Origin of the sequence: Paraperibacillus esterisolvens (assembly GCF_046237625.1) — a bacterium.
GTDB classification, from domain to species: domain Bacteria; phylum Bacillota; class Bacilli; order Bacillales; family DSM-1321; genus Paraperibacillus; species Paraperibacillus esterisolvens.
The window spans coordinates 2,859,876-2,883,406 of sequence record NZ_CP143545.1 but is presented as its reverse complement, the minus strand read 5'-3'; the positions used below and the strand labels follow the sequence as shown (position 1 = coordinate 2,883,406).

Sequence of the window (23,531 nt, the reverse complement as noted above, 5' to 3'; positions counted from 1 at the left end):
ATATTAAACTAATGGGTAGGATGTTCTGTATTTCCATTTTACCGAAAATTTGCAGTTAGCACTACTATATTATAACCCGATACGCCCCACTTTATGGTATGAAAATTCTAAATTATGTTAGAATGTTGGTATCGGCTTTTACCAAACATACTTATCGGCACAGGGAGAATCAGAATGGCAAAATTACTGCTTATCAATGGCCCTAATTTAAACAGGCTGGGAAAAAGGGAGCCTCACAAGTACGGAAGCACAACATTGCCTGAATTGGAAAGAGATCTTGCCCGGACAGCACAGGAATCCAGCTTCGAGCTTCAGTGTTTTCAATCCAATTTTGAAGGAGCGATCATCGATGCACTTCATGAAGCCGAGGATGAAGGGGTAAGGGGAATCATCCTGAATCCCGGGGCATATACCCATTACAGTTATGCAATCCGGGATGCAATTGCAGGCATATCTGTACCTGTAATAGAAGTACATATAACCAATGTGCATGCACGCGAAGAATTCCGGCATGTATCTGTGACAGCGCCTGTAACGAGGGGACAGATAGTGGGCCTTGGCATGCATGGGTATCACCTTGCCCTGGAGGCGCTGATCAGGCTGATTGAGGGGGAAGGATAATGGAAAAATTGAATCGTCTGCGCGAGGCACTTGTGAAAAAAGGAGTCGACGGCCTGCTGATTGCAAGCCCTTATAACAGAAGATATATGACCGGTTTTACCGGGTCGGCCGGCGCTGCGCTTATTTCTATGGATGGGGCGAAATTCATTACGGATTTCCGGTATGTGAATCAGGCGGGAGAGCAGGCAGAAGGATATGAGGTGGTCCAGCATAAAGGGACTTTCCCTGAAGAAGTTGGAGTCCAGGCGGAACTGATGGGCATCCGGAAGCTTGGCTTTGAACAGGATTACCTGTCGTACGCAGTCTGCAAGGCGTATGAAGAGGCATTTCGCGGTGAGCTGGTTCCTGTATCGGGGGCCGTGGAAAATTTACGCTTGATTAAGGCTCCTTCTGAGATTAAGATATTAAAGGATGCTGCCAAGATAGCAGACCTGGCCTTTAAGCATATTATTGAATATATCCGTCCTGGCCAGACAGAGCTCGAAGTGGCGAATGAATTGGAATTCTTCATGAGGAAGCAGGGTGCAAAGTCTTCCTCCTTTGATATCATTGTAGCCTCTGGACACCGTTCGGCCCTGCCGCATGGCGTGGCATCTGATAAAGTTATCCAAAAAGGCGATTTTGTCACACTGGATTATGGGGCATACTTTAATGGGTATGTATCTGATATAACCAGGACCTTAAGTGTCGGGGAGCCGGCTGAAGAGCTCAAGAAGATATATAATGTTGTCCTTGAGGCGCAGATGCGCGCCATGGCGGGTATCAAACCGGGAATGACAGGCAGGGAAGCAGATGCACTTGCCCGAAACCTCATCGAAGAAAAAGGATTTGGTGAATATTTCGGCCACTCCACCGGCCATGGAATCGGCCTTGAAGTGCACGAAGGCCCAGCGCTTTCTGTAAAATCAAGCCTGGTCCTTGAACCGGGTATGGCAGTGACCGTGGAACCGGGAATTTATATCAGCGGCCTCGGAGGCGTCCGGATCGAGGACGATACTATAATTACGGCTGAAGGCAATGAATCACTCACACATTCCACCAAGGAACTAGTAATTTTGTAACCCAATAGGAGGTACATACATGATTTCAGTTAATGATTTTCGTACAGGCTTAACCATCGAAGTGGACGGAGGAATTTGGACAGTCATTGAATTCCAGCACGTCAAACCAGGAAAAGGTGCTGCGTTTGTCCGTTCCAAGCTGCGCAATCTCCGCACAGGCGCCATCCAGGAAAAGACCTTCCGTGCAGGTGAAAAGGTAGCGAAGGCTCATATTGAAAACCGCAAAATGCAATATCTGTACGCATCTGGCGATGACCATGTTTTCATGGACAATGAGACTTATGAGCAGATTGAGCTTCCTGCATCCCAAATCGAGCGCGAGCTTAAATTCCTAAAAGAAAATATGGAAGTATACATCATGACTTTCCAGACAGAAACATTGGGCGTCGAGCTTCCTAACACAGTTACCCTGGAAGTGACTGAAACAGAACCGGGCATCAAAGGCGATACTGCATCCGGCGGTTCCAAGCCGGCAACAGTTGAAACAGGCCTTGTGGTCCAAGTTCCTTTCTTTGTGAACGTGGGCGATAAGCTGGTTGTCAACACCACTGACGGCAGCTATGTATCTCGAGGATAAAAGGAATGCATCTGGCTGGACCGGCGGAAGATTTCTGCCGGCCAGTTCCGCGTGAATGAAACTTACATTAGTACTATTTATGAAAAAAGCCCGGGGCCGCCTCCGGGCTTTTTTCCTTCAGGATATCGAAGCGAAAAAAATAAATGCCGGCCGTCACTTTGACGGCCGGCATTTTTGATGCTGCACCTTTTTACACGGGACAAGTCATATTGTGTACAAGCCGGCATACATTTTAATTATGAGAAATGGAAGCTGGAGGTATAAATATGAAAACAATTCTAGCATTCCTGCCCGAGAGCATTTCAGGTCTAATAGGCTCCCTCCCCCGGGAAATACTTGATTCCCTGGAAGAAATCAGAATTCGCATCAGCAGGCCGATAGAGATCATGACTGGGGGGAAAGCGCATTTCCTGCCCTATAGGGCCACACAGGAGGACTCTGTCAGGTTTCTTAATGCCCTCAGCCAATTTTCCTTATATACCTTGGATGAAGAATTGAGGAGGGGCTATGTGACGATAGAGGGAGGCCATAGGGTAGGTCTTGCTGGCAAGGTGATACTTGAACATGGATCAGTGAAAGCTGTCCGGGATATATCCTCTTATAATATCCGGATTGCCAGACAAAAAATCGGAGCAGGTGAACCTCTCATTCCCTGCCTGCACCAGAATGGACAATGGCTCCATACATTGATCATCGGACCTCCCCAGACTGGAAAAACGACTATCCTCCGCGATCTGGCAAGAATCATATCCAGCGGTTTCGGCTCTTTTGGAATTGAACCGAGTAAAGTAGGAATCGTGGATGAACGCTCTGAGATTGCAGGCTCTCTAAAGGGAGTCCCGCAGCTGGACCTCGGGGACCGCGTGGATGTACTGGATGGATGCCCAAAAGCAGAAGGGATGATGATGCTGATCAGATCCATGTCGCCGGAGGTGCTGGTTGTGGATGAAATCGGCAGACGGGAAGATACAGACGCTGTGCTTGAAGCAGCAAATGCGGGCATCAGGCTGTTCATTACCACCCATGGGGAAACTCTTCAGGAAATCAGGAAGCGCCCGATCATTCATGAAATATTGAGGCATGGAATTTTTGAGCGGTTTATCGAACTGGGGCGTGCCGGTGTACCGGGGGTCATTGCCGGCATCCTTGACAAGGATGGAAATCGGGTGGACCGAAGTATGGCAGGCCGTCATGATTAAGCTGATTGGTGCAGGACTGATTCTGTCTGCCGCCTCATGGGGCGGTTATGATATGGCGCGGCGATATACTGAGCGGACAAGGCATATCAGGCAGCTCAGATCTTCCCTGCAGGCGCTTGAGGCGGAAATTATGTACAGCCATACCCCTTTGAAGGACGCATCCTTAAAGCTATCCCGCCAGCTGCCAAAACCTGTATCAAATCTGTTCGATTCCTTCGCGGTAAGACTTGGGGATTTAGGCACGACGGCCCGTGATGCCTGGGAAGGAAGCCTGAAGGAAGTTTGGCCGGAGCTTTCCCTGAAGCGCGAAGAGTTCGAAATACTTGCCCAATTCGGAGAAACACTTGGCATGCATGACAGGGCGAGCCAGCAAAAACAGATACACCTGACCCTCACCCATTTGGAGCGGGAAGAAAAAGAGGCGGCGGACCGCCAGCTGAAATATGAAAAAATGCTCAAAAGTCTTGGGTTCCTGTCCGGATTGCTGCTTGTCATTTTACTTTTGTAACCTAAGGAGAGAAGGATATGGGAATAGATGTAGATCTTATATTTAAAATAGCCGGAGTCGGCATAATTGTGGCTTTTCTTCATACGGTACTTGATCAGGTTGGGAAAAAGGAATATGCACAATGGGTCACCCTGGTCGGCTTCATTTTTATTTTATTCATGGTGGCCTCTGTGATGGACGATCTCTTTCAGAAGATTAAATCGGTTTTTTTATTCGAGGGGTGACAGAGATTGCTGCCTGAGATCCTGAAGATAGCCGGTATCTCGCTGATTGCTACCTTCCTTGCCCTGGTTGTGAAAGAACAGAAGCCATCGTTTGCATTCCTTTTAATCGTTTTTACCGGATGTTCTATCTTTTTGATTCTGCTCGACCAAATTTCACAAATTATTTCCATGGTAGAGAAGATTGCTGTTAAAGCAAATGTGAACATGATCTATCTTGAAACCATCCTTAAAATTATCGGCATTGCCTATATCGCAGAATTCGCATCCCAAATCACGAAGGATGCGGGACAGGGAACCATTGCGTCAAAGATCGAACTGGCCGGAAAAATCATTATCCTGTCGATGGCCATCCCGATTCTCACAGTCATCATCGAAACCATAATCAAACTTATACCAAGCTAGGAGCAGACCGATTCCGATTGGGAGGTGAATGGACCATCAAACAAATCCGTATCTTCATATTATTTGCAGCCTTTTTTTTAGCACTGAATCATTCTGAAGCCTTCGCTGAAGAGGACGGGAAACCGCCTGCTACTGAACAAATGATGAATTCCCAGCTTGAGAAACTTGGGGTCGACTCCTTAAGAGAATATTGGGAAAAAGTTTCAACTGAATATGGAGGCTTTCTTCCAGAAAGCCAAAAGGGCAGTTTCATGGATTTTATCCGCGGAGAAAAGAAGTTTTCCATCAGTGAATGGGCCAAAGGCCTGGGTAAATTTGTTTTTCATGAGCTGTTGGTCAACGGCAGGCTTCTCGGCACCCTGGTGATTCTGACTGTGCTGAGCATGTTTCTGCAGTCCCTGCAGTCAGCCTTCGAAAAAAGCTCAGTCAGCAAGGTGGCATATGCCATCGTTTTCATGGTCCTGATCATTCTGGCACTGAACAGCTTCCATGTGGCCATCCAATATACAAAGGATACAATTGAATTGATGATCTCCTTCCTCATGGCATTGATCCCGCTGCTGCTGGCCCTGATTGCGGCTTCTGGCGGAGCTGTCTCGGCTGCGTTCTTTCATCCGGTCCTTGTATTCCTCATGAACACGAGCGGCCTATTGATGCAGCACGTTGTTCTGCCGCTGCTGATGCTTTCAGCAATCCTCAGCATCGTAAGCACACTTTCTGAACAATACAAAGTCACTCAGCTGGCCAATCTCCTGAGAAATGGAAGCATTTGGCTGATTGGTACGTTTATGACCATATTTCTCGGCGTCATTTCCGTCCAGGGGGCCTCCACGGCTGTTGCAGACGGCTTGACGCTTAGGACCGCAAAGTTCATTGCAGGCAACTTCATACCGGTGGTGGGCAGAATGTTTTCAGATGCCACAGATACCGTCATGAGTGCATCGGTTTTATTGAAAAACACGGTGGGGCTGGCAGGGGTTGTTATCCTGCTTCTGATCTGCGTCTTCCCTGCACTTAAAATACTTGTAGTCGCTTTTGTGTACAAGCTTTCTGCCGCCATCCTCCAGCCGCTTGGCGGCGGTCCGGTCATCAGCTGCCTCAGTGTTATCAGCAAGAGCATGATCTACATATTCGCAGCCCTTGCCATTGTCTCGATCATGTTTTTTTTGAGCATAACGGTCATAATAGCAGCCGGCAATGTAACACTCATGGTGAGGTGAAATCATGCAATATATCACGTCCTGGGTAACCAACATCATTCTATTTATCCTGCTTGCAACTGTCATAGACATGCTGCTGCCAAACTCCTCCATGCAGAAGTACGCAAAAATGGTCATCGGCCTGCTGCTGATAGCAATCATTCTTTCTCCCATACTTAAATTATTTTCCACAGACTTTGAACACATTGTTGCCACGGCGCTTCACTCGGGGGAAAAACAACAAAACATAGAAAATGCAATCGAAGTGAAGAAAAAAGAAATACAAGCCTCACAGCATGCATATATTTTAGAACAGATGGCTGTTCAGCTGAAAGCCGATGTCAAAGAGGAGTTGATGAATAAGTATCAGATGAAGGTAGATTCAATTATTGTCCAAGCCGAAAAGGATCAGCCCCAGTCCCCAAAAGACATTAACAGCATTAAAGTGATTCTGGCGCCGGCAGGGGACGGGGCTGAAGAAACCATCGCTCCGGTCCGCATTGACACCTCTAAACCATTGCAGGAGCACAATGCAGATGTAGAATCCATCAAACAATTACTCGCAGCTAAATGGTCAATCAAAGAAGAAATTCTGGCGATTGAGCTTGAAGGAGGGTGATGAACATGAAAGGTGATAATAATCCTTTTTCACTGCTGGCCAAGCTCCTGAAAAAGGATAACGGACCCGGAAAACCTTCCAAGCATGCATACGTTCTAGCGGTCCTTGTTATAGGCATTGGGCTGATGATCTCTAGCAGCTTTCTTTCTAAGAATCATAGTACAGGCACCGAGGGCGTCTCTGCTGTCCCGGCTGCCGGGGATGTGAAAGAAGATGTGACAGCATTCGGAATGAAGAAGGACAGCGGAAAAAAACTATTCACCGACTATGAAAAACAATATGAGGTACTGCTGAAGGATGCACTTGAAGACGTAGCGGGCATTGAGGATGTAACCGTAATGGTGAATGTCGAATCATCCGAAAAAAAGATTTTTGAAAAAAATAAAGTCATCCGCAGACAAATCACAAACGAAGAAGACCGTGACGGCGGAAAGCGCCAGGTTGAGGACTCTTCCACCGATGAACAGCTGGTTTTGACAAGAGACGGAGAAAAAGAAGTCCCGCTTGTCGTCCAGACAGAAAAACCATCGATACGGGGGGTACTGGTCGTGGCGAAAGGCGCCGATAACATAGAAGTTAAAAAATGGATACGAGAAGCCGTAACAAGGGTGCTTGATGTTTCCAGCCACCGTGTCTCAGTACTGGCCAAAAAATGACCGATAATTAAGGAGGATTATTCATGTTATTAAAGAAACAGACAGTTTGGTTACTTACAATGCTAAGTCTAGTTGTGGTTCTATCAGTTTATTACATCACGACCCCGCAGAAGCCGGCTGGCGACATGGCCGTTTCCGAAGGGAAAAAGAAGGAAGAAACCCCTAAGAAGCCGGCAGCTGCCGATGAAACGGCAGCCAAGGAAAAGGATACAAAGAGTAAATCGGTCATCACTCCTGCCAATGATGAAGTGTTTGAAGCCATGAGAATGACCATAGAGGATGAGCGCAACAAGGAAAAAGAGGATCTGGCGGTAGGGATGACCGGCGATGTGACGTCGAAGGAGAAGGCCGAGGCATATGATAAAATTAAAAGCCTTGATGATCTGACAATGAAAGAAGGATTGCTTGAATCCTTGATCGTTTCCATGAATTACGAAGGAGCCCTTGTTAAAATAGAAGGAAATGACGTCCATGTGACCGTAAAATCCAAAAAACAATCCAGTTCTGCAGCCAATGACATTATGAACGTCGTGAATGAAGAGCTTGGAAATGCTGCTAACGTGGTTGTACAATTTCAGCCGGAAAAATGAAGCAGTTTGAAAAGGGAAGGCCGGGGGGCCTTCTTTTTTCCTTCCCTGAAAGAAAGAAATATGGTAAACCAAGTTCATCTGGAAATATTGTACATATTGTGGATGGAACTGTAAATATAGCTCCCTAAGACAGGCAAACAGTAGAATTATAACGGTATTCGATGGTGGATATTGAATTTTGATGAGGTATTATCGTATGATGTTAGTAGCTAGTCATAATGCTGGCAGGAGGTACATAAAGATCTGCTGTTTTTTATCGCGCATGTGTTTTAGCAATGGATATGATACTATTAGCAAAAAGGACAAGGGGTGCTTAGGTTTTGAAGGTACAGGAAATTCGTGAGCTAATTAAATTGGTTGATCAATCCAGTCTGGATGAATTTGAATATGAATTGAACGGCGTAAAGCTGAAAATGAAAAAGAACAGCCCGGCTGCGGAAGGTGCGGTCATACAGCAGATTTTACCGGCGGAGACAGTGAGACAGACCCCGGTCCAGCAGGCGGCACCTGCGGCACCTGCTGAAGCAGCACCGGCAGCCGGGAACAAGCCTGAAGAGCCGGCAGAAAATTTACATAAAATCACCTCGCCGATGGTTGGAACATTCTATGCATCTCCATCCCCTGACCAGGATATCTATGTCAAACAGGGCTCTAAAGTGTCAAAAAGCAGTGTAGTCTGCATTGTCGAAGCCATGAAGCTCTTCAACGAAATTGAAGCTGAAGTGGATGGGGAAATTGTGGAGGTGCTGGTCAAGGACGGCCAGCTGGTTGAATACGGCCAGCCATTATTCTTAGTCAAGGCTGAATAAGGAGCGTTTCTATATGATAAAAAAGTTATTAGTTGCCAACAGGGGAGAAATTGCCGTCAGGGTCATCCGTGCCTGCAAGGAGCTCGGAATCGAGACGGTTGCAGTCTATTCCGAGGCAGACAGGGAGGCACTGCATGTCCAGCTTGCAGATGAAGCATACTGCATCGGGCCGACAGCGTCCAAGGACAGTTATTTGAATTTCACGAATATCATTTCTACTGCTACGCTTACGGGAGCGGATGCCATTCACCCCGGGTATGGATTCCTGGCCGAAAACTCTGCTTTTGCAGAGCTTTGCCGCGAATGCAGCATCATCTTTGTCGGCCCGTCTCCGGAAGCCATTTCCAAGATGGGTACAAAGGATATTGCCAGGGAAACCATGAAGGAAGCAGGAGTACCGATTGTTCCTGGTTCACAGGGGATCGTCAAGGATGCCGATGACGCCCTTCAAATATCCGAGAAAATCGGTTTTCCGGTCATCATCAAAGCAACAGCCGGCGGGGGCGGCAAGGGCATTCGGATCGCGCGTACGAAGGAAGAGCTTGTTAAAGGGATTCAGATCACCCAGCAGGAAGCCATGACAGCCTTCGGCAATCCTGGTGTCTATATTGAAAAATTCATTGAAGATTTCCGCCATGTAGAAATACAGGTGATGGCCGACACCCATGGGAATGTCATCCATCTCGGTGAACGCGACTGTTCCATTCAGCGCCGCCTGCAAAAGCTGCTGGAGGAGACTCCTTCTCCCGCACTTGACAGCGATGTGCGCGAACAAATGGGCCAGGCAGCTGTGAAGGCTGCACAGGCAGTGGACTACACCGGTGCCGGCACCATTGAATTCATATATGATTACCATGAACGCAAATTTTATTTCATGGAAATGAACACGCGTATCCAGGTTGAACACCCCGTAACCGAGATGGTCACAGGAGTTGATTTAATCAAGGAACAGATCAAAGTCGCATCCGGAGAGAAGCTGTCCCTCACTCAGGAGGAAGTGACCTTTAAGGGCTGGGCGATTGAGTGCCGTATCAACGCAGAAAATCCAGAGAAGAACTTTATGCCTTCAGCCGGAAAAATAGAAATGTACCTACCTCCCGGCGGATTCGGTGTAAGGATTGATTCAGCCGCCTATCCAGGGTATAATATCCCTCCATATTACGACAGCATGATCGCAAAGGTGATTACCTATGGCGAAACGAGGGAAGAGGCTATTGAACGGATGAAGAGGGCATTATCTGAGTTTGTAGTGGAAGGCATTCATTCCACAATACCGTTCCACTTAAAGCTTCTTCAGCATGAGAAATTTGTCGAGGGTAACTTCAATACAAAGTTTCTTGAATTATATGATGTGATGAACTCATAATGAACTCATAATGAAGATACAGGAGGTGCTCACATGAGCGAAAATCAAACAACCCTTGAAATGAGCAACAGCGGTAAAGGCTTCGGAAAGGTGGAAATCGCACCAGAGGTTATAGAAGTCATCGCAGGTATAGCGGCTCACGAAGTAGAGGGAGTCGCGAATATGCGGGGCAATTTTGCATCCGGGGTCGTGGAGAAGCTTGGCAAGAAAAATCACGGCAAGGGTGTAAGGGTCGACCTGAGCGAAGAAGGCATCAAAATCGATATATACTGCACGATGAAGTTTGGCGTATCCATACCGAGCGTTGCCCAGGAAGTACAAGATAATATCAGGCAGGCACTGATCAACATGACTGCGCTTGAACCGGAAGAAGTGAATGTCCACATTGTAGGAATACAATTTGAGAATCAAAAGCCTGAAGCGGAGTACGATCAGGAAATTTAACCAAAGGCATTTTGTCTTTGGTTTTTTTCTTTTTGCTGTTTTCGATAGAAACATCCTTTCTTCCTGGACTTTAAATGTGCCATTGGGACTTTTCATGATTTGATTCCCGGCGTATGGCATAATCTAAGAGAAGGAAAGTGAGAACGGCATAACGAAATTTCTTAATGTTTTATTCGGCACTACCGTTTAATGTTCGTTTATGCTATTATCTTAATACATTAATTGAAAAAGCAAAGGAGCTACATAATGAAAAGAAGAACGGCTAGAGAAAAGGCTTTGCAGGCTCTTTTTCAAATAGAATTAGGCAAGGCCGAGATCCAGGAGAGCCTTGAAAATGTTTTGGATGGAATGGAAAAGGACGAATATTTAGAATTTCTTGTTAATGGAACAACTGAGAATATCGAGAGCATTGACGAAAAGATAAAAGCCCATCTTGAAAACTGGAAGATTGAACGGCTGGCGGCAATTGACCGCAATCTTTTGAGGCTTGCGGTCTTTGAGATGACCTCATCAGAAGAAGTCCCGGTTAATGTAGTTCTGGATGAAGCCATTGAGATTGCCAAGACATTCGGGGATGATCAGTCCAGCAAGTTTGTCAATGCAGTTCTTTCTAAGGTAAAGGACGATCTGGGGAAATAAGAGTCAAATATAGAATTGAGAGGGGAAGGTAACATGACTGCTGCTATTATAAATGGAAGAGAAATCGCTGCCGATATAAGAAAGAACCTCCAGGCTGAAGTGGAAGATCTGAAAAGCCGTCATGTAACACCGGGGCTGGCTGTAATTCTGGTCGGAAACAACCAGGCATCCCGGACCTACGTTTCAATGAAGGAAAAGGCATGCAGGGAGATGGGGATTTATTCTGTTATGACCCAGCTGCCTGAAGATGTGAGCCAGGAAGAACTCACACAGAATATTGCAGCACTGAACGAAGACAGCCGGATTCATGGAATCCTGGTCCAGCTCCCCCTTCCAGAACATATTGATGAAACAGCCATCATTGAAACCATCTCCCCTGATAAGGATGTGGACGGCTTCCATCCGGTCAATATCGGGAAGCTTATGACAAATCAAGAAACCTTTTATCCATGTACTCCTTTTGGCATCATGAAAATGGTGGAATATATCGGCATTAAGCCTGAAGGCAGGCACGTGGTCGTTGTTGGGCGCAGCAATATCGTCGGAAAGCCGGCAGCCCAATTATTCCTTAATGCCAACGCAACGGTCACCCTCTGTCACTCCAGGACCCAAGACCTCGAATCTTACACGCGGCAGGCTGATATCCTGATTGCCGCTGTCGGAAAGCCCGGCCTGATTGAGGCCCGCCACATTAAAGAAGGCGCCGTCGTTATAGATGTTGCCATGAATCGCAATGAAGAGGGAAAGCTGTGCGGCGATGTGGACTTTGACAGTGTGAAGGATAAAGCTGCCTACATCACCCCAGTCCCGGGCGGGGTCGGGCCGATGACGATCACCATGCTTTTATTCAATACAGTGAAATCCGCAAAAATGGCGAACGGGATTCCTCTATGACTTTTTAAGGCTTAAATGTTCAAAGAAGCTGTCTGCTTGTTTATAATAACAAATAGACAGCTTTTCTATTGAGGGCATACGCCTTGATCAAAGGGAGTTATAAAATGAAACAGCCTATTTATCTAACCATCGGGGCTTTGACTAAATATATCAAAAGAAAATTTGATGCAGACCCTCATCTGCAGAATCTGTACATAAAAGGTGAAATCTCAAACCTTAAGCAGCATTCCAGCGGCCATATGTACTTTACGCTGAAGGACGATAAGTCGAGGATCCTTGCCGTCATGTTCCAGACCTATTCTTCCGGAATGAAGTTCGTGCCTGAAAATGGGATGCATGTCCTAATCAAAGGGGATATCTCGGTATATGCCCCGAGCGGCCAGTATCAGGTTTATGTAAAGGAGATGGCACCTGACGGAGTCGGGGAGCTTTATCTGGCATATGAACAGCTGAAGGCAAAGCTTGAGCAGGAAGGCCTATTCCTCCCGAAACATAAAAAAGCGATTCCAGCCTATCCGGGGACGGTAGGCGTGATAACGTCCCCTACTGGTGCAGCCGTAAGGGATATCCTGATTACGCTGAAGAGGCGGTATCCCATCGCCAATATCATTATTTACCCGGCCCTCGTCCAGGGCACACAGGCTGCTGAATCCATCAAGCGGGCGATTGAAACTGCGAACAAGCGCAGCGAAGCGGATGTACTGATAGCGGGCAGGGGCGGCGGCTCGATTGAAGAACTTTGGGCATTCAATGAAGAAAAAGTAGTGAGGGCGGTCTTTTCTTCAACGATTCCCATCATATCAGCTGTCGGTCATGAAACCGACTTTACGATATCCGACTTTGCTGCAGATTTGAGGGCACCGACACCGACCGGGGCAGCGGAGCTTGCAGTGCCTCATCTGAATGAGATTCTGGAAAGGCTGATGGTTCAAAAAAACAAACTGGCCCGCGAAATGCGGCAGCTCCTCACCGATGGGCGGGTGCGCCTTGCGCGGCTCGAGAGGTCCTATGCCTTTCGCTACCCAAAGCGGCTTTACGAGCAAAAAACCGAACAGCTGGATAGAACAACGGAAAGATTCACACGGAGTTTTGAAAAATACTTTGCCTCAAAAAAAGATGAAGTCGGCAGGCTTGCAGGAGCGCTGGAAAAGAGGAATCCGGAACAGCTGCTGGCTGCAGCGTCAGCGCGTCTTGAAGTACAGTCCAAAATGCTGCAGCGGCTGATGGGCGGCATATATAAATCAAAGCTGCAGTCCTTTGGCCATCTTGCCGCAACGCTTGACGCGCGAAGTCCCCTGAAAATCATGGAAAAGGGCTACAGCCTTGTTTATACTGAAGCAGACAGGCTGATCAAAACCTCCGCAGATGTCAGTCCTGGGGATAAAATACAGGTGAGAATGAAAGATGGAGAACTAACCTGCCTTGTAGAAGATAAAAAGGAGAGACCAATAGATGAGTGATAAAGAACTGAGCTTTGAAGAAGCCATGGAAAATCTTGAAAAAATCGTCGAGCAGCTTGAAGACGGTGAAGTGCCGCTTGAAAAAGCAATTGCAATCTACAAGGAAGGCATGGATCTTTCCCGTATCTGCCATAAAAAATTAAGTTCCGTTGAAGAACAGCTGACGCAGATTCTGAAGGAAGATGGTGAACTCAGCAACTTCACTGCCGCTGAGGAGGAATAGCACTTGGAAAATCCGAATCTCGAAGAATTCAGTTCAACATATAAGCGGCTGGTGGAAAAAGAAGCAGTCTCCCTTGTAGAGAGACTTACTGCCCCGGCCGCTCTCAAGGAAGCGATGAAATACTCATTGAATGCGGGAGGGAAGAGGATCCGGCCCCTATTGGTGTTTGCTGTGCTCCATGCTTTCGGACAGAATCCGGACAAGGGCTTGAAGCCGGCTGCCGCCATTGAAATGATACACACGTATTCATTAATCCATGATGACCTGCCGAGCATGGATAATGATGACCTGAGAAGGGGAAAGCCGACAAGTCATAAGGTATTCGGGGAAGCCAATGCCATACTTGCCGGAGATGCCCTGCTGACGCTGGCCTTTCAGGTACTCACAGACCTTCCTGCTGATGAAGTATCCCCTCAGGCTGTCATTGCTCTGATCAGGGAGATATCCCGTGCGGCAGGTGCTGAAGGGATGGTTGGCGGGCAGACCGAGGATATCCTTGCTGAAGGTATGGAGCTCGACCTTCCGGGACTTCAGCATATACATGAAAATAAGACAGGAAAACTCCTATCGGCCAGTGTCCAGGCGGGTGCCATCCTTGCCGGGGGGAGTGAGGCCGAGAAGGAGCATCTGCATACCTTTTCGCATCATATCGGCTTAGCCTTCCAGATCCAGGACGATATCCTCGACATAGAGGGAACTGAAGAGAAAATAGGGAAGCCGGTAGGCAGTGATCTGCATAATCATAAAAATACGTATCCCGGCCTCCTGACTCTGGAGGGTGCTAAACAAAAGCTTGCGGAGCATGCGGTTCTGGCAAAACAGGCCCTAAGCGCCACAGGGCTTGAGATCTCGCTGCTGCTTGAGCTGGCTGACCTCATAGCTTTAAGGGATCATTGAACACCTATTTGTAGTAAAATGTAGAAATATGCTATAATGATTGATAACCAATCAAACGATATAAGGATAGATACAGAATCGCTGCCGTTACCACTTACGTGTTAGCGGCTTTTTTTCCAGGCAAATGTATATAATCAGATGAGCACATCAAAACGAAACCGAAATGAAAGTGAGTGATCCAATTTGGATCTTCTGTCAATAAAGGACCCTTCATTCCTTAAGGATATGGATATCAGCGGGCTGGAGGACTTAAGCCAGGAAATACGGGATTTTTTAATTGAAAAGCTCTCTGTGACAGGCGGGCATATCGGCCCTAACCTAGGGGTGGTCGAATTGACGATTGCCCTGCACCGTGAGTTCAACAGCCCTGATGATAAAATCATCTGGGATGTGGGGCACCAGTCCTATGTCCATAAGATTCTCACAGGGCGTGCCTGCGAATTTGATACACTGCGCAAGCATAAAGGCCTCTGCGGCTTCCCGAAGAGGTCAGAGAGCAGCCACGATGTCTGGGAGACAGGCCATAGCTCCACCTCTCTCTCTGCGGCGATGGGAATGGCGATTGCGCGCGACCTGAAAAAGGAAAAAAGCTATATCCTCCCAGTGATTGGCGATGGTGCCCTCACAGGCGGCATGGCGCTTGAAGCACTCAATCACATTGGCTCGGAGAAGAAGGACATGATTGTCATCCTGAACGACAATGAAATGTCCATTGCACCCAATGTAGGAGCCCTCCATAATGTCCTGGGCCGGCTTCGTACAGCAGGCAAGTATAACTGGGCCAAGGATGAACTCGAAATGCTGCTGAAAAAAATCCCGGCAGTTGGCGGGAAGCTTGCTGCCACAGCGGAGCGCATCAAGGATACTGTGAAATACCTGCTTGTTTCCGGAATGTTCTTTGAAGAGCTGGGCTTTACATACCTGGGACCTGTTGATGGACATGATTATGAATGCCTGATCGATCAGCTGCGGTATGCCAAGAAAACAAGCGGTCCGGTGCTCCTGCATGTTATCACGAAAAAAGGGAAGGGCTATCACCCGGCCGAAAGCGACCGGATCGGCACCTGGCATGGGACAGGACCATATAAGATGGACACCGGGGCATTCGTCAAGCCTTCTTCTGCTGCTCCTTCCTGGAGCTCGCTTGTCAGTGAAACAGTGAGGCGTATGGCACGCGGTGATGAAAGGATTGTCGCCATCACCCCGGCGATGCCGGTTGGATCAAAGCTTGAAGGCTTTGCCGGCGAATTCCCGGACCGCATGTTTGATGTGGGCATCGCCGAGCAGCATGCCGCAACTGTCGCGGCAGGGCTTGCCTCGCAGAACATGAAACCGTTCCTGGCAATCTATTCTACCTTCCTTCAGAGGGCGTACGATCAGATGCTTCACGATATTTGCAGGCAGAACCTGAACGTTTTTATCGGCATCGACAGGGCAGGGCTTGTTGGCGCTGATGGCGAAACCCACCAGGGAGTTTTCGATATAGCGTTCCTGCGCCATATGCCAAATATGGTCCTCATGATGCCGAAGGATGAAAATGAAGGCCAGCACATGGTATTTACTGCACTTACTTATGATGACGGCCCGATTGCGATGAGGTATGCAAGGGGTAATGGGCTTGGCGTGCCAATGGATCAAGAATTAATGCCAATCCCTATCGGAACCTGGGAGGTCCTGAAGGATGGAACAGATGCCTGCATCCTGACGTTCGGAACCACGATTGGAATGGCTCTGAAAGCAGCCGGCACTCTAGAGGGGCAGGGCTACTCAGTGAGAGTGGTGAATGCCCGATTCATTAAACCTCTGGACGAGGATATGCTCATTCAGCTATTCAGGGACGAAATGCCGATTTTAACTATAGAAGAGGCTGTTCTCCAGGGAGGTTTCGGCAGCGCGGTGCTCGAACTCGCACAGGAACGGGGCTATCACTCGGCAGTGATTGACCGTATGGGAATTCCTGATCAATTCATCGAGCATGGCGATGTAGACAGCCTTCTTGAGGAAATTCATTTTACAGCGGAAGAAGCAGTTAAAAGGATAAAATCCATTTCACTAAAAAAACAAAAAAGGGCTTAATGCATGAAAATAAGAAAAGAACGACTGGATGTTCTGCTGGTGGAAAGAGGGCTGGCGGAAACCAGGGAAAAAGCAAAAAGGTCCATCATGGCAGGACTTGTATATTCAAATGAACAAAGGCTGGATAAGCCCGGCGAAAAGATTCCGGCTGATGCCCCTCTCACGCTGAAGGGAAAAGTGATGCCCTATGTATCGCGCGGAGGGCTGAAGCTTGAAAAGGCTCTGCAGGTATTTGGCCTGGATATAAAGGACAAAGTGCTCCTTGATATCGGCTCCTCAACCGGTGGATTTACTGATTGTGCACTGCAGAACGGAGCCAGGCTGTCCTACGCTCTCGATGTAGGATACAACCAGCTGGCCTGGAAGCTTCGGCAGGATCCAAGGGTCATTGTTATGGAGCGCACCAATTTCAGGTACGTCACTCCTGGGGACCTTACAGGGGATGCGCCCAATTTTGCATCGATTGACGTATCCTTTATATCTCTTACCTTGATACTTCCGGTACTGAAAACCCTGCTGCTGCCGGGAAGCGATATAGCAGCCCTTGTGAAGCCTCAATTTGAAGCCGGCAGGGACCAGGTGGGAAAAAAGGGGATTGTCAGGGACAGCAAAGTCCATAAAGAGGTGCTGCAGAAGATTTCCGGTTTTGCCCTGGCACAGGGTTATGATGTCAAAGGGGCATCCTTCTCGCCGATCACCGGCGGAGACGGGAATATAGAATTTTTGCTTCATTTGTACTGGGATGGACCTAAGGAGCAGGGGGAAATGAAAACAGGCCTTTCTCTTGATGAGGTCGTCCTCAGCGCACATAACACCTTCAAGGAACAAAAAGAAAACAAGGATTTATGATAAAGCTGGCTTTAAGCGGGAATACTGCTGTTTCGCCCGGGCACTGTATATTGGCTCTGAAGTTTAAGTGAGGCAAAATGCGGGCGTCCTGTCGGTATGGGGAGTTCCCGCTAATGTGCCGGCTTTTTAATTGGGAAAAGTTCGGCTGTTTATAAATATACATAGAAAGTTGTGCTTTTTGGGTAAAAACGCTAACATAACAGGTATATAAGTATTATTTGAGGGGTGCTCATACTGCATGAACAAAGGGCAGCGGCATATTAAAATAAGAGAAATCATAGCAAATAATGATATTGAGACCCAGGATGACCTTGTCGATGAACTGAAAGCAGGCGGCTATAATGTAACACAGGCGACCGTTTCACGCGATATTAAGGAGCTCCACCTGGTTAAGGTACCGCTCATGGATGGGCGCTATAAATACAGCCTTCCAGCCGACCAGCGATTCAATCCGCTGCAGAAGCTGAAACGGAATCTGATGGATGCTTTTGTACGCATCGATTCGGCAAGCCATCTGCTTGTCATGAAGACACTGCCCGGAAATGCCCAGGCTATTGGTGCCTTGATGGATAACCTGGATTGGGAGGAAATCATGGGCACAATCTGCGGCGATGATACCTGCCTGATTATCTGCAGGACACCTGAAGATACAGAAATCATCAAAAATCGATTTTTGGACATGCTCTAACAAAGTGAGGTGCAGAAATTGCTAGCGGAATTGTCGATTAAAAACTTTGCAATAATTGAAGCCCTTTCTGTTTCTTTCGAAAAGGGCTTGACTGTTTTGACCGGGGAGACTGGTGCCGGTAAGTCCATCATCATAGATGCCATCAGTCTCCTTGTAGGAGGGAGAGGCTCTTCTGAATTTGTCAGGCACGGTGAAACGAAGGCTGAGCTTGAGGGGCTGTTTCAGATTGATGACGAAAATCATCCGATTCATGCTAAAGCAGCCCAATTCGGGGTTGATATCAGCGATGGCATGGTTGTTCTTCGCAGGGATATATCAAGTTCAGGAAAAAGTGTCTGCCGGGTAAATGGCAAACTTGTGACCATTGCTATTTTAAGGGAAATAGGCAGCACGCTCATCGACATACACAGCCAGCACGAAAGCCAGGAGCTTATGGACCCGGATCACCACCTGCCTCTCCTTGACTTTTTTGGAGGAGCTGAGATCAGGGCTGCACTCCTGGAATATCAGGAATTGTATAAAAGATACGAAGCCAGTGCCAGACAGCTTAAAAGCCTGAATCAAGACGAACAGCAAATGGCCCACAGGCTGGATCTGATTCAATTTCAGTTCGATGAGATCAATAAGGCAGGGCTCAAGATTAAAGAGGATGAGGAGCTTACAGAGGAAAAGCAGAAAATATCCAACTTTGAGAGGATCCACGAAGCCCTTCAGTCTGCCTATCATTCACTAGGCGGGGAGCAGAGGGGCCTTGACTGGATCGGACAGGCAGTCAGCCAGCTTGAAGAAGCTGCGTCATTGGATGAGGATTATACTGGGATTCAGGAAAATGCAGCAAACAGCTTCTATATATTGGAGGACATTGTTTCTTCGATCCGCAATCAGCTGGATTCACTGGAATACGATCCGGAACGCCTGGACTTCATTGAGGGCAGGCTGAATGAAATCAACGGCCTGAAACGAAAGTATGGCAGGACGGTCGAAGACATCCTTGAATATGCCGCAGCGATAGAGGAAGAAATTGAAACGATTCAAAATCGTGAGACACATATCGCAAAAATTGAGAAAGAGCTGTCTTCCATCCGCAAGGACCTCCTGGTTGAAGCCAGTAACCTCTCCCAGCTGCGCCAGAAATATGCCAAAAAGCTGACTGATCAGATTCATAAGGAACTGAAGGACTTATATATGGAGAAAACAGTCTTTGAAGTCCATTTCCATCAGAAAGCGGCGGAGCAGGATGGAGCTGATAAGATTCAGAGAAGCGGGCTGGATATTGTGGAATTCTACATATCCACAAATCCCGGCGAGCCGTTGAAGCCGCTCGCCAAAATAGCATCAGGCGGAGAGCTGTCCAGGATCATCCTGGCACTTAAGAACATATTCTCAGAGCATCAGGGCATTACATCCATCATCTTTGACGAAGTTGATACAGGCGTCAGCGGCCGGGTTGCACAGTCGATGGCTGAGAAAATCTATCGGGTTTCCGTCGGCTCTCAAGTGCTGTGCATTTCCCACCTGCCCCAGGTAGCCGCAATGGCTGATACCCATCTGTTCATCTCGAAGCAGACGAAGAGCGGCCGCACCAAGACAAAAGTGGCTCCTCTTACTCAGGAAGAAAAAATTAGAGAAATCGGCCGGATGATCTCTGGCGTTGAAATAACAGAGCTGACCAAAGAACATGCAAAAGAACTGCTGCACCTGGCAAACCAGATTAAAAGCGCCTGACACTAAATTCTTTTTAATGCAACTGCGGTTTAGCAAGTGAAAAAGCCTTTAAAGCATTGATAAACATTGCTTTTCAAGGCTTTTTTTTTTCGGCGTATGTTCAATGAAGCGGATCAAAACAAAATCCACCCGGATTACCGGGTGGATTCATAGTTTAGTCCATTATCTGCCGTAAGGCTGGCTGCCGTATGGTGCAGCTCCCTGACTTCCTGTAAAGCCCTGATTTCCTGTATGCGGGTACTGCTGGCGTCCTGTTTCCTGGTTGCCGCCATACAGCACGCTTTGCGAAGAGTTCACATTAAAATCTTGATTGCTTCCAGTGGGGCCATATGCTCCTTGTCCTTTAGACTGTCCAGAAAATGCATGGTTTTGACCCTGGCGCCCAAAATAGGTACTTTCCAATTCTTTTCCAGTAGGCACATAGCTGTGAAGGAAAGTTTTAGCTGTCTCGCTATTCATCTCTGGCACCTGGTACATCCCATTCTGATTCATGAATAAAAAGACTTCATAAGCCTGGTTTGCACAGGTTGCTGCACAATTTAAGAGCAGCTTTCTCAGGTTGGGATCTGCTGTTTCCAGAGTGGCCCACATAGAATTTTTTGCAGCATTTTTATGGCACAGCAGCATGCCAATTGCCACTTCCTTGTCACCCAGCTGATTTATTGAAGATTCTGGCTGCAGCGGCGGAGGGTTTTGAACACCATAATTTATCTGCTGGGGTTCAATTCCTCTTATATTTGTATTAGGGGAGATCGGGTTGAACCTATTATAATCATGGGTATATGCAAGCACCTCATTGTATGAACGGATTTCTTCCTGCTGATGCCGTATAATCATATCTACTAATTGAGGATTTTTTGCTTGCTTCAAGTAAAAATTAAATTGATTAAGCATATTTACTTTTTCCATTAAACATTCATGTACTTCCATTGTTTCATGTGCTCCGAATGGCATAGAATCACTCCTTCAATTTACTTACAAGGAATATTATTTCCTTTGCCTAGGCCTATCATGTAAGGAAAAACAGCCGAAGCTTTGTTAACGATTTCCCATTATTGGGCATCCTTTCTGTTCCAGCAAGGCAGAGTCAGCCTTTTTTTACGATTCTAATGATGTCCATCCGTTGCAGGTTGTGTTGATATTGCAGTGACTATCCATGGGTTCATTCATACCCTTTATTCTATTTTTACTTATTCGTCCCTCTAACAAGGAATGTCCCTTTTCATATAAACCATAACATCATACAAATGAATTGAGCCGCTTGGTCATATTTCAAATACTATCCATAAACGGATAGCTTTTATTTTTGCTCCCGGTTATAAATGGCCGCTGGAAGGGCTAATCTAACATTGTAGCGATAAAAGTGAGTGTGGACTAGAAGCGAGGAGAGTGAATGGATTGAAATCAGCTTGGATAAAAAGAATTATTGGCGGCCTTCTCCTTGTATCACTTTTACTACTTGGTTTTAACCAAACATTGAAAAATTATTTAGCAATTCCTGAAAAAATTGTTTTATTTCAGGGACAGGACTATAAAATACCAAAAGCTCTTTCGGTTTCTGCCTCTATTTCAAATAGCAATGTGAATATACAGGACAGCAAAAATTCTTTGACTCTCGGCGCTGATAAGCCGGGAACAAATGAACTTCTCCTGGATTTTGCCGGCCTTCCGGTCAAGAAAGTCGATATAGAGGTTCTAAAGGATTTCAAGGTGATACCCGGCGGCCAGTCAATCGGAGTGAAGCTTAATACCCTTGGCGTTTTGGTAGTCGGCCATCATTTAGTTTCAACTTCCTCGGGAAAAAAGTCACCGGGAGAAAAAGCAGGTGTGCGTGTAGGGGATATTATCACCGCGATTAATGGGAAAAACATCCGTAAAATGGAGGACGTTGCCCCATTTGTAAAAGAAGCCGGCGAACAGCATAAACCTCTAAAGCTAAGCATATTCCGTGAAAATGAAAACAAGAGGTTCAAAACAGAATTAATGCCGCTGAAGGATCAGTCGGAAGAAGTATATAAACTCGGTCTTTATATCAGGGATTCTGCAGCGGGCATCGGCACAATGACCTTTTATGATCCCAATTCAAAAAAGTACGGAGCCCTAGGCCATGTAATTTCGGATATGGATACCAAGAGGCCGATTGTCGTTAAGGATGGGCAGATTGTAAGATCCACGGTCACCTCCATTGAAAAAGGAAGCCATGGTGATCCCGGGGAAAAGCTGGCCAGATTTTCCTCCGATCATAAAATCATCGGGGACATCAATAAGAACAGCTCTTTTGGGATTTTTGGCAAACTTTACTCCCAGGTGAATAATAACATCATCGACCGGGCACTTCCGATTACGTTATCTCATGAAGTAAAGGAAGGTCCAGCACAGATACTGACGGTTGTGGATGGCGATAAAGTCGAGAAATATAATATAGAAATCGTCAGCAGTATTCCGCAAAAATTTCCTGCAACAAAGGGGATGGTCCTGAAGGTGACTGATCCGGAACTGCTGGATAAAACCGGAGGAATTGTGCAGGGGATGAGCGGAAGTCCCATTATCCAGAATGGAAAGCTGATTGGCGCAGTGACTCATGTATTTGTGAATGATCCGACCAGCGGATATGGAGTCCATATTGAATGGATGCTGCATGAAGCGGGCATCAATATTTATAATAAGAAACACTCGGCCTCCAAGGCGAGTTAACACAGAAAGCAGGCTGCATTGCAGGCCTGCTTCTTTTAATTAAAGAAAAATCGACAAAAGCCCGTAATTTAATCGAAATTGGTCGAAATCATGAGAAATCAGGAGCAATATAGAGATAAATCGTTATTTTTTCTCTTTTTTTAAAATTAAAAAGGATTTTGAGTTGCATTGTCGAAAACTTAATTTAGAATAGAAAATAGACAATAAGAGGTCTAGAGGAGGAAATCCAGGTTGAAAAAAATTAAAGTGTGTATTGTGGATGATAACAGGGAATTGGTTGGTCTCCTTGAAGAATATATTTCGTCTCAGGAAGATATGGAAGTAATAGGTGTAGCGCATAATGGCCAGGACTGCCTCCAGATGCTGAGCCAGGTAGAGCCGGATGTGCTTGTTCTAGATATCATTATGCCCCATCTCGATGGCCTGGGCGTGCTTGAGAAAATCAGGGAGATCAAAATGGATTCCCATCCGAATGTAATCATGCTGACAGCTTTTGGGCAGGAAGATGTGACCAAAAAAGCGGTGGACCTTGGAGCTTCCTACTTCATACTCAAGCCTTTTGATATGGAAAACCTGTCAAATAATATCAGGCAGATCAGCGGAAAAAGCAATAGCCTGCTGAAAAAGCCTTCATCTTTTTCGTATAAATCCCATCACGAATCAAAGCCAAGGAATCTGGACGCCAGCATTACAAGCATCATCCATGAAATTGGAGTCCCTGCGCACATTAAAGGATATCTGTATCTCCGTGAAGCGATTTCCATGGTCTATAATGATATAGAACTTCTCGGGTCTATCACGAAGGTCCTTTATCCTGATATCGCCAAAAAGTACAATACTACCGCAAGCCGCGTAGAACGGGCTATCAGGCATGCAATCGAAGTGGCGTGGAGCAGGGGGAACATTGATTCCATCTCTTCGCTTTTTGGATATACGGTGAGCATGACAAAAGCTAAGCCGACAAATTCGGAATTCATCGCTATGGTAGCCGATAAGCTCCGCCTCGAGCATAAGGCTTCCTGAAAGGGTTAGGATCTTGATAGGTAAGCACCCATGCATGGGTGCTTTTTGTATGGGTAAAAACGGGCAGCTTCAGCGGACATAAAATGAG

26 protein-coding genes are annotated in these 23,531 nt (G+C 46.8%); 25 read left to right on the top strand and 1 reads right to left on the bottom strand.

Features of this window, described 5'->3' with window-relative positions; all coding sequences use genetic code 11:
* Window positions 1–174 precede the first annotated feature (174 nt).
* From aroQ to recN, 23 genes are all read left to right on the top strand, one after another.
* Window positions 175–621 (top strand): type II 3-dehydroquinate dehydratase, encoded by a 447-nt coding sequence (gene aroQ / locus V1501_RS14575; RefSeq protein WP_409289217.1) that lies wholly within the window; start codon window positions 175–177, stop codon window positions 619–621.
* Window positions 621–1,682, top strand: a complete 1,062-nt coding sequence (locus tag V1501_RS14570) for a M24 family metallopeptidase (RefSeq protein ID WP_409289216.1) — start codon at window positions 621–623, stop codon at window positions 1,680–1,682. Before aroQ ends, V1501_RS14570 begins: the two co-directional genes overlap by 1 nt.
* A gap of 19 nt (window positions 1,683–1,701) precedes the next feature.
* A complete protein-coding gene (gene efp / locus V1501_RS14565; protein WP_409289214.1) occupies window positions 1,702–2,259 on the top strand; it encodes an elongation factor P in 558 nt (185 codons plus the stop codon).
* Between the two features lie 266 nt (window positions 2,260–2,525).
* Complete coding sequence (gene spoIIIAA / locus V1501_RS14560; protein ID WP_409289212.1) at window positions 2,526–3,458, top strand: stage III sporulation protein AA; 933 nt, start codon at window positions 2,526–2,528, stop codon at window positions 3,456–3,458.
* Window positions 3,451–3,966 (top strand): stage III sporulation protein SpoIIIAB, encoded by a 516-nt coding sequence (gene spoIIIAB, locus V1501_RS14555; RefSeq protein ID WP_409289210.1) that lies wholly within the window; start codon window positions 3,451–3,453, stop codon window positions 3,964–3,966. Before spoIIIAA ends, spoIIIAB begins: the two co-directional genes overlap by 8 nt.
* Before the next feature lie 17 nt (window positions 3,967–3,983).
* Window positions 3,984–4,190 carry a stage III sporulation protein AC gene (gene spoIIIAC / locus V1501_RS14550; protein ID WP_101643394.1) on the top strand — a complete coding sequence of 69 codons (207 nt, stop codon included), beginning with the start codon at window positions 3,984–3,986 and terminating at the stop codon, window positions 4,188–4,190.
* 6 nt (window positions 4,191–4,196) lie between these two features.
* Window positions 4,197–4,592 carry a stage III sporulation protein AD gene (gene spoIIIAD / locus V1501_RS14545; protein WP_409289208.1) on the top strand — a complete coding sequence of 132 codons (396 nt, stop codon included), beginning with the start codon at window positions 4,197–4,199 and terminating at the stop codon, window positions 4,590–4,592.
* A 17-nt stretch (window positions 4,593–4,609) separates the two neighbouring features.
* On the top strand, window positions 4,610–5,812 hold the full coding sequence (spoIIIAE, locus tag V1501_RS14540) for a stage III sporulation protein AE (protein WP_409289206.1): 1,203 nt from the start codon (window positions 4,610–4,612) through the stop codon (window positions 5,810–5,812).
* Window positions 5,813–5,816: 4 nt separating this feature from the next.
* Entirely contained in the window at window positions 5,817–6,410 is a 594-nt protein-coding gene (spoIIIAF, locus tag V1501_RS14535) for a stage III sporulation protein AF (protein ID WP_409289204.1), read from the top strand.
* 5 nt (window positions 6,411–6,415) lie between these two features.
* Window positions 6,416–7,066 (top strand): stage III sporulation protein AG, encoded by a 651-nt coding sequence (gene spoIIIAG, locus V1501_RS14530; protein WP_409289203.1) that lies wholly within the window; start codon window positions 6,416–6,418, stop codon window positions 7,064–7,066.
* 23 nt (window positions 7,067–7,089) lie between these two features.
* Entirely contained in the window at window positions 7,090–7,656 is a 567-nt protein-coding gene (locus V1501_RS14525; protein WP_409289201.1) for a SpoIIIAH-like family protein, read from the top strand.
* 320 nt (window positions 7,657–7,976) lie between these two features.
* Window positions 7,977–8,465 carry an acetyl-CoA carboxylase biotin carboxyl carrier protein gene (gene accB / locus V1501_RS14520; RefSeq protein WP_409289199.1) on the top strand — a complete coding sequence of 163 codons (489 nt, stop codon included), beginning with the start codon at window positions 7,977–7,979 and terminating at the stop codon, window positions 8,463–8,465.
* Window positions 8,466–8,478: 13 nt separating this feature from the next.
* Window positions 8,479–9,831 carry an acetyl-CoA carboxylase biotin carboxylase subunit gene (gene accC, locus V1501_RS14515; RefSeq protein WP_409289198.1) on the top strand — a complete coding sequence of 451 codons (1,353 nt, stop codon included), beginning with the start codon at window positions 8,479–8,481 and terminating at the stop codon, window positions 9,829–9,831.
* A 33-nt stretch (window positions 9,832–9,864) separates the two neighbouring features.
* On the top strand, window positions 9,865–10,275 hold the full coding sequence (locus V1501_RS14510) for an Asp23/Gls24 family envelope stress response protein (protein WP_409289196.1): 411 nt from the start codon (window positions 9,865–9,867) through the stop codon (window positions 10,273–10,275).
* Between the two features lie 246 nt (window positions 10,276–10,521).
* Window positions 10,522–10,914 carry a transcription antitermination factor NusB gene (nusB, locus tag V1501_RS14505; RefSeq protein WP_409289194.1) on the top strand — a complete coding sequence of 131 codons (393 nt, stop codon included), beginning with the start codon at window positions 10,522–10,524 and terminating at the stop codon, window positions 10,912–10,914.
* A 33-nt stretch (window positions 10,915–10,947) separates the two neighbouring features.
* On the top strand, window positions 10,948–11,808 hold the full coding sequence (gene folD, locus V1501_RS14500; RefSeq protein ID WP_409289192.1) for a bifunctional methylenetetrahydrofolate dehydrogenase/methenyltetrahydrofolate cyclohydrolase FolD: 861 nt from the start codon (window positions 10,948–10,950) through the stop codon (window positions 11,806–11,808).
* Window positions 11,809–11,912: 104 nt separating this feature from the next.
* The gene (gene xseA / locus V1501_RS14495) at window positions 11,913–13,268 is read left to right on the top strand and encodes an exodeoxyribonuclease VII large subunit (RefSeq protein ID WP_409289190.1); all 1,356 of its coding nucleotides are present in this window, start codon (window positions 11,913–11,915) and stop codon (window positions 13,266–13,268) included.
* Window positions 13,261–13,491, top strand: coding sequence for an exodeoxyribonuclease VII small subunit (gene xseB / locus V1501_RS14490; RefSeq protein ID WP_409289188.1), 231 nt, complete (start codon window positions 13,261–13,263; stop codon window positions 13,489–13,491). The genes xseA and xseB overlap by 8 nt, the downstream gene beginning before the upstream one ends.
* A 3-nt stretch (window positions 13,492–13,494) precedes the next feature.
* Entirely contained in the window at window positions 13,495–14,388 is an 894-nt protein-coding gene (locus V1501_RS14485) for a polyprenyl synthetase family protein (RefSeq protein ID WP_409289186.1), read from the top strand.
* A gap of 183 nt (window positions 14,389–14,571) precedes the next feature.
* Window positions 14,572–16,464, top strand: a complete 1,893-nt coding sequence (gene dxs / locus V1501_RS14480; RefSeq protein WP_409289185.1) for a 1-deoxy-D-xylulose-5-phosphate synthase — start codon at window positions 14,572–14,574, stop codon at window positions 16,462–16,464.
* A gap of 3 nt (window positions 16,465–16,467) precedes the next feature.
* Window positions 16,468–17,313, top strand: a complete 846-nt coding sequence (locus V1501_RS14475) for a TlyA family RNA methyltransferase (protein ID WP_409289184.1) — start codon at window positions 16,468–16,470, stop codon at window positions 17,311–17,313.
* Window positions 17,314–17,551: 238 nt separating this feature from the next.
* On the top strand, window positions 17,552–18,001 hold the full coding sequence (ahrC, locus tag V1501_RS14470; protein ID WP_409289183.1) for a transcriptional regulator AhrC/ArgR: 450 nt from the start codon (window positions 17,552–17,554) through the stop codon (window positions 17,999–18,001).
* A gap of 18 nt (window positions 18,002–18,019) precedes the next feature.
* Complete coding sequence (recN, locus tag V1501_RS14465; protein WP_409289181.1) at window positions 18,020–19,726, top strand: DNA repair protein RecN; 1,707 nt, start codon at window positions 18,020–18,022, stop codon at window positions 19,724–19,726.
* Between the two features lie 162 nt (window positions 19,727–19,888).
* Here the strand turns inward: recN and V1501_RS14460 are convergent, their stop codons facing one another.
* Window positions 19,889–20,680, bottom strand: coding sequence for a spore coat protein (locus V1501_RS14460; protein WP_409289179.1), 792 nt, complete (start codon window positions 20,678–20,680; stop codon window positions 19,889–19,891).
* Window positions 20,681–21,124: 444 nt separating this feature from the next.
* Here V1501_RS14460 and spoIVB point away from each other — a divergent pair, with 444 nt between their 5' ends.
* Both spoIVB and spo0A read left to right on the top strand, forming a co-directional pair.
* Window positions 21,125–22,420 (top strand): SpoIVB peptidase, encoded by a 1,296-nt coding sequence (spoIVB, locus tag V1501_RS14455; protein ID WP_409289178.1) that lies wholly within the window; start codon window positions 21,125–21,127, stop codon window positions 22,418–22,420.
* Between the two features lie 231 nt (window positions 22,421–22,651).
* On the top strand, window positions 22,652–23,443 hold the full coding sequence (spo0A, locus tag V1501_RS14450) for a sporulation transcription factor Spo0A (RefSeq protein WP_409289176.1): 792 nt from the start codon (window positions 22,652–22,654) through the stop codon (window positions 23,441–23,443).
* The last annotated feature ends 88 nt before the right edge of the window (window positions 23,444–23,531 follow it).

Coding starts and splice junctions, on each gene's coding strand:
- accC (WP_409289198.1), top strand. CDS start 8,479: ATGATAAAAAAGTTATTAGTTGCCAACAGGGGAGAAATTGCCGTCAGG.
- ahrC (WP_409289183.1), top strand. CDS start 17,552: ATGAACAAAGGGCAGCGGCATATTAAAATAAGAGAAATCATAGCAAAT.
- V1501_RS14460 (WP_409289179.1), bottom strand. CDS start 20,680: ATGCCATTCGGAGCACATGAAACAATGGAAGTACATGAATGTTTAATG.
- V1501_RS14570 (WP_409289216.1), top strand. CDS start 621: ATGGAAAAATTGAATCGTCTGCGCGAGGCACTTGTGAAAAAAGGAGTC.
- xseB (WP_409289188.1), top strand. CDS start 13,261: ATGAGTGATAAAGAACTGAGCTTTGAAGAAGCCATGGAAAATCTTGAA.
- spoIIIAC (WP_101643394.1), top strand. CDS start 3,984: ATGGGAATAGATGTAGATCTTATATTTAAAATAGCCGGAGTCGGCATA.
- spoIIIAA (WP_409289212.1), top strand. CDS start 2,526: ATGAAAACAATTCTAGCATTCCTGCCCGAGAGCATTTCAGGTCTAATA.
- spoIIIAG (WP_409289203.1), top strand. CDS start 6,416: ATGAAAGGTGATAATAATCCTTTTTCACTGCTGGCCAAGCTCCTGAAA.
- aroQ (WP_409289217.1), top strand. CDS start 175: ATGGCAAAATTACTGCTTATCAATGGCCCTAATTTAAACAGGCTGGGA.
- spoIIIAB (WP_409289210.1), top strand. CDS start 3,451: ATGATTAAGCTGATTGGTGCAGGACTGATTCTGTCTGCCGCCTCATGG.
- spoIIIAF (WP_409289204.1), top strand. CDS start 5,817: ATGCAATATATCACGTCCTGGGTAACCAACATCATTCTATTTATCCTG.
- folD (WP_409289192.1), top strand. CDS start 10,948: ATGACTGCTGCTATTATAAATGGAAGAGAAATCGCTGCCGATATAAGA.
- V1501_RS14510 (WP_409289196.1), top strand. CDS start 9,865: ATGAGCGAAAATCAAACAACCCTTGAAATGAGCAACAGCGGTAAAGGC.
- nusB (WP_409289194.1), top strand. CDS start 10,522: ATGAAAAGAAGAACGGCTAGAGAAAAGGCTTTGCAGGCTCTTTTTCAA.
- efp (WP_409289214.1), top strand. CDS start 1,702: ATGATTTCAGTTAATGATTTTCGTACAGGCTTAACCATCGAAGTGGAC.
- V1501_RS14475 (WP_409289184.1), top strand. CDS start 16,468: ATGAAAATAAGAAAAGAACGACTGGATGTTCTGCTGGTGGAAAGAGGG.
- V1501_RS14525 (WP_409289201.1), top strand. CDS start 7,090: ATGTTATTAAAGAAACAGACAGTTTGGTTACTTACAATGCTAAGTCTA.
- xseA (WP_409289190.1), top strand. CDS start 11,913: ATGAAACAGCCTATTTATCTAACCATCGGGGCTTTGACTAAATATATC.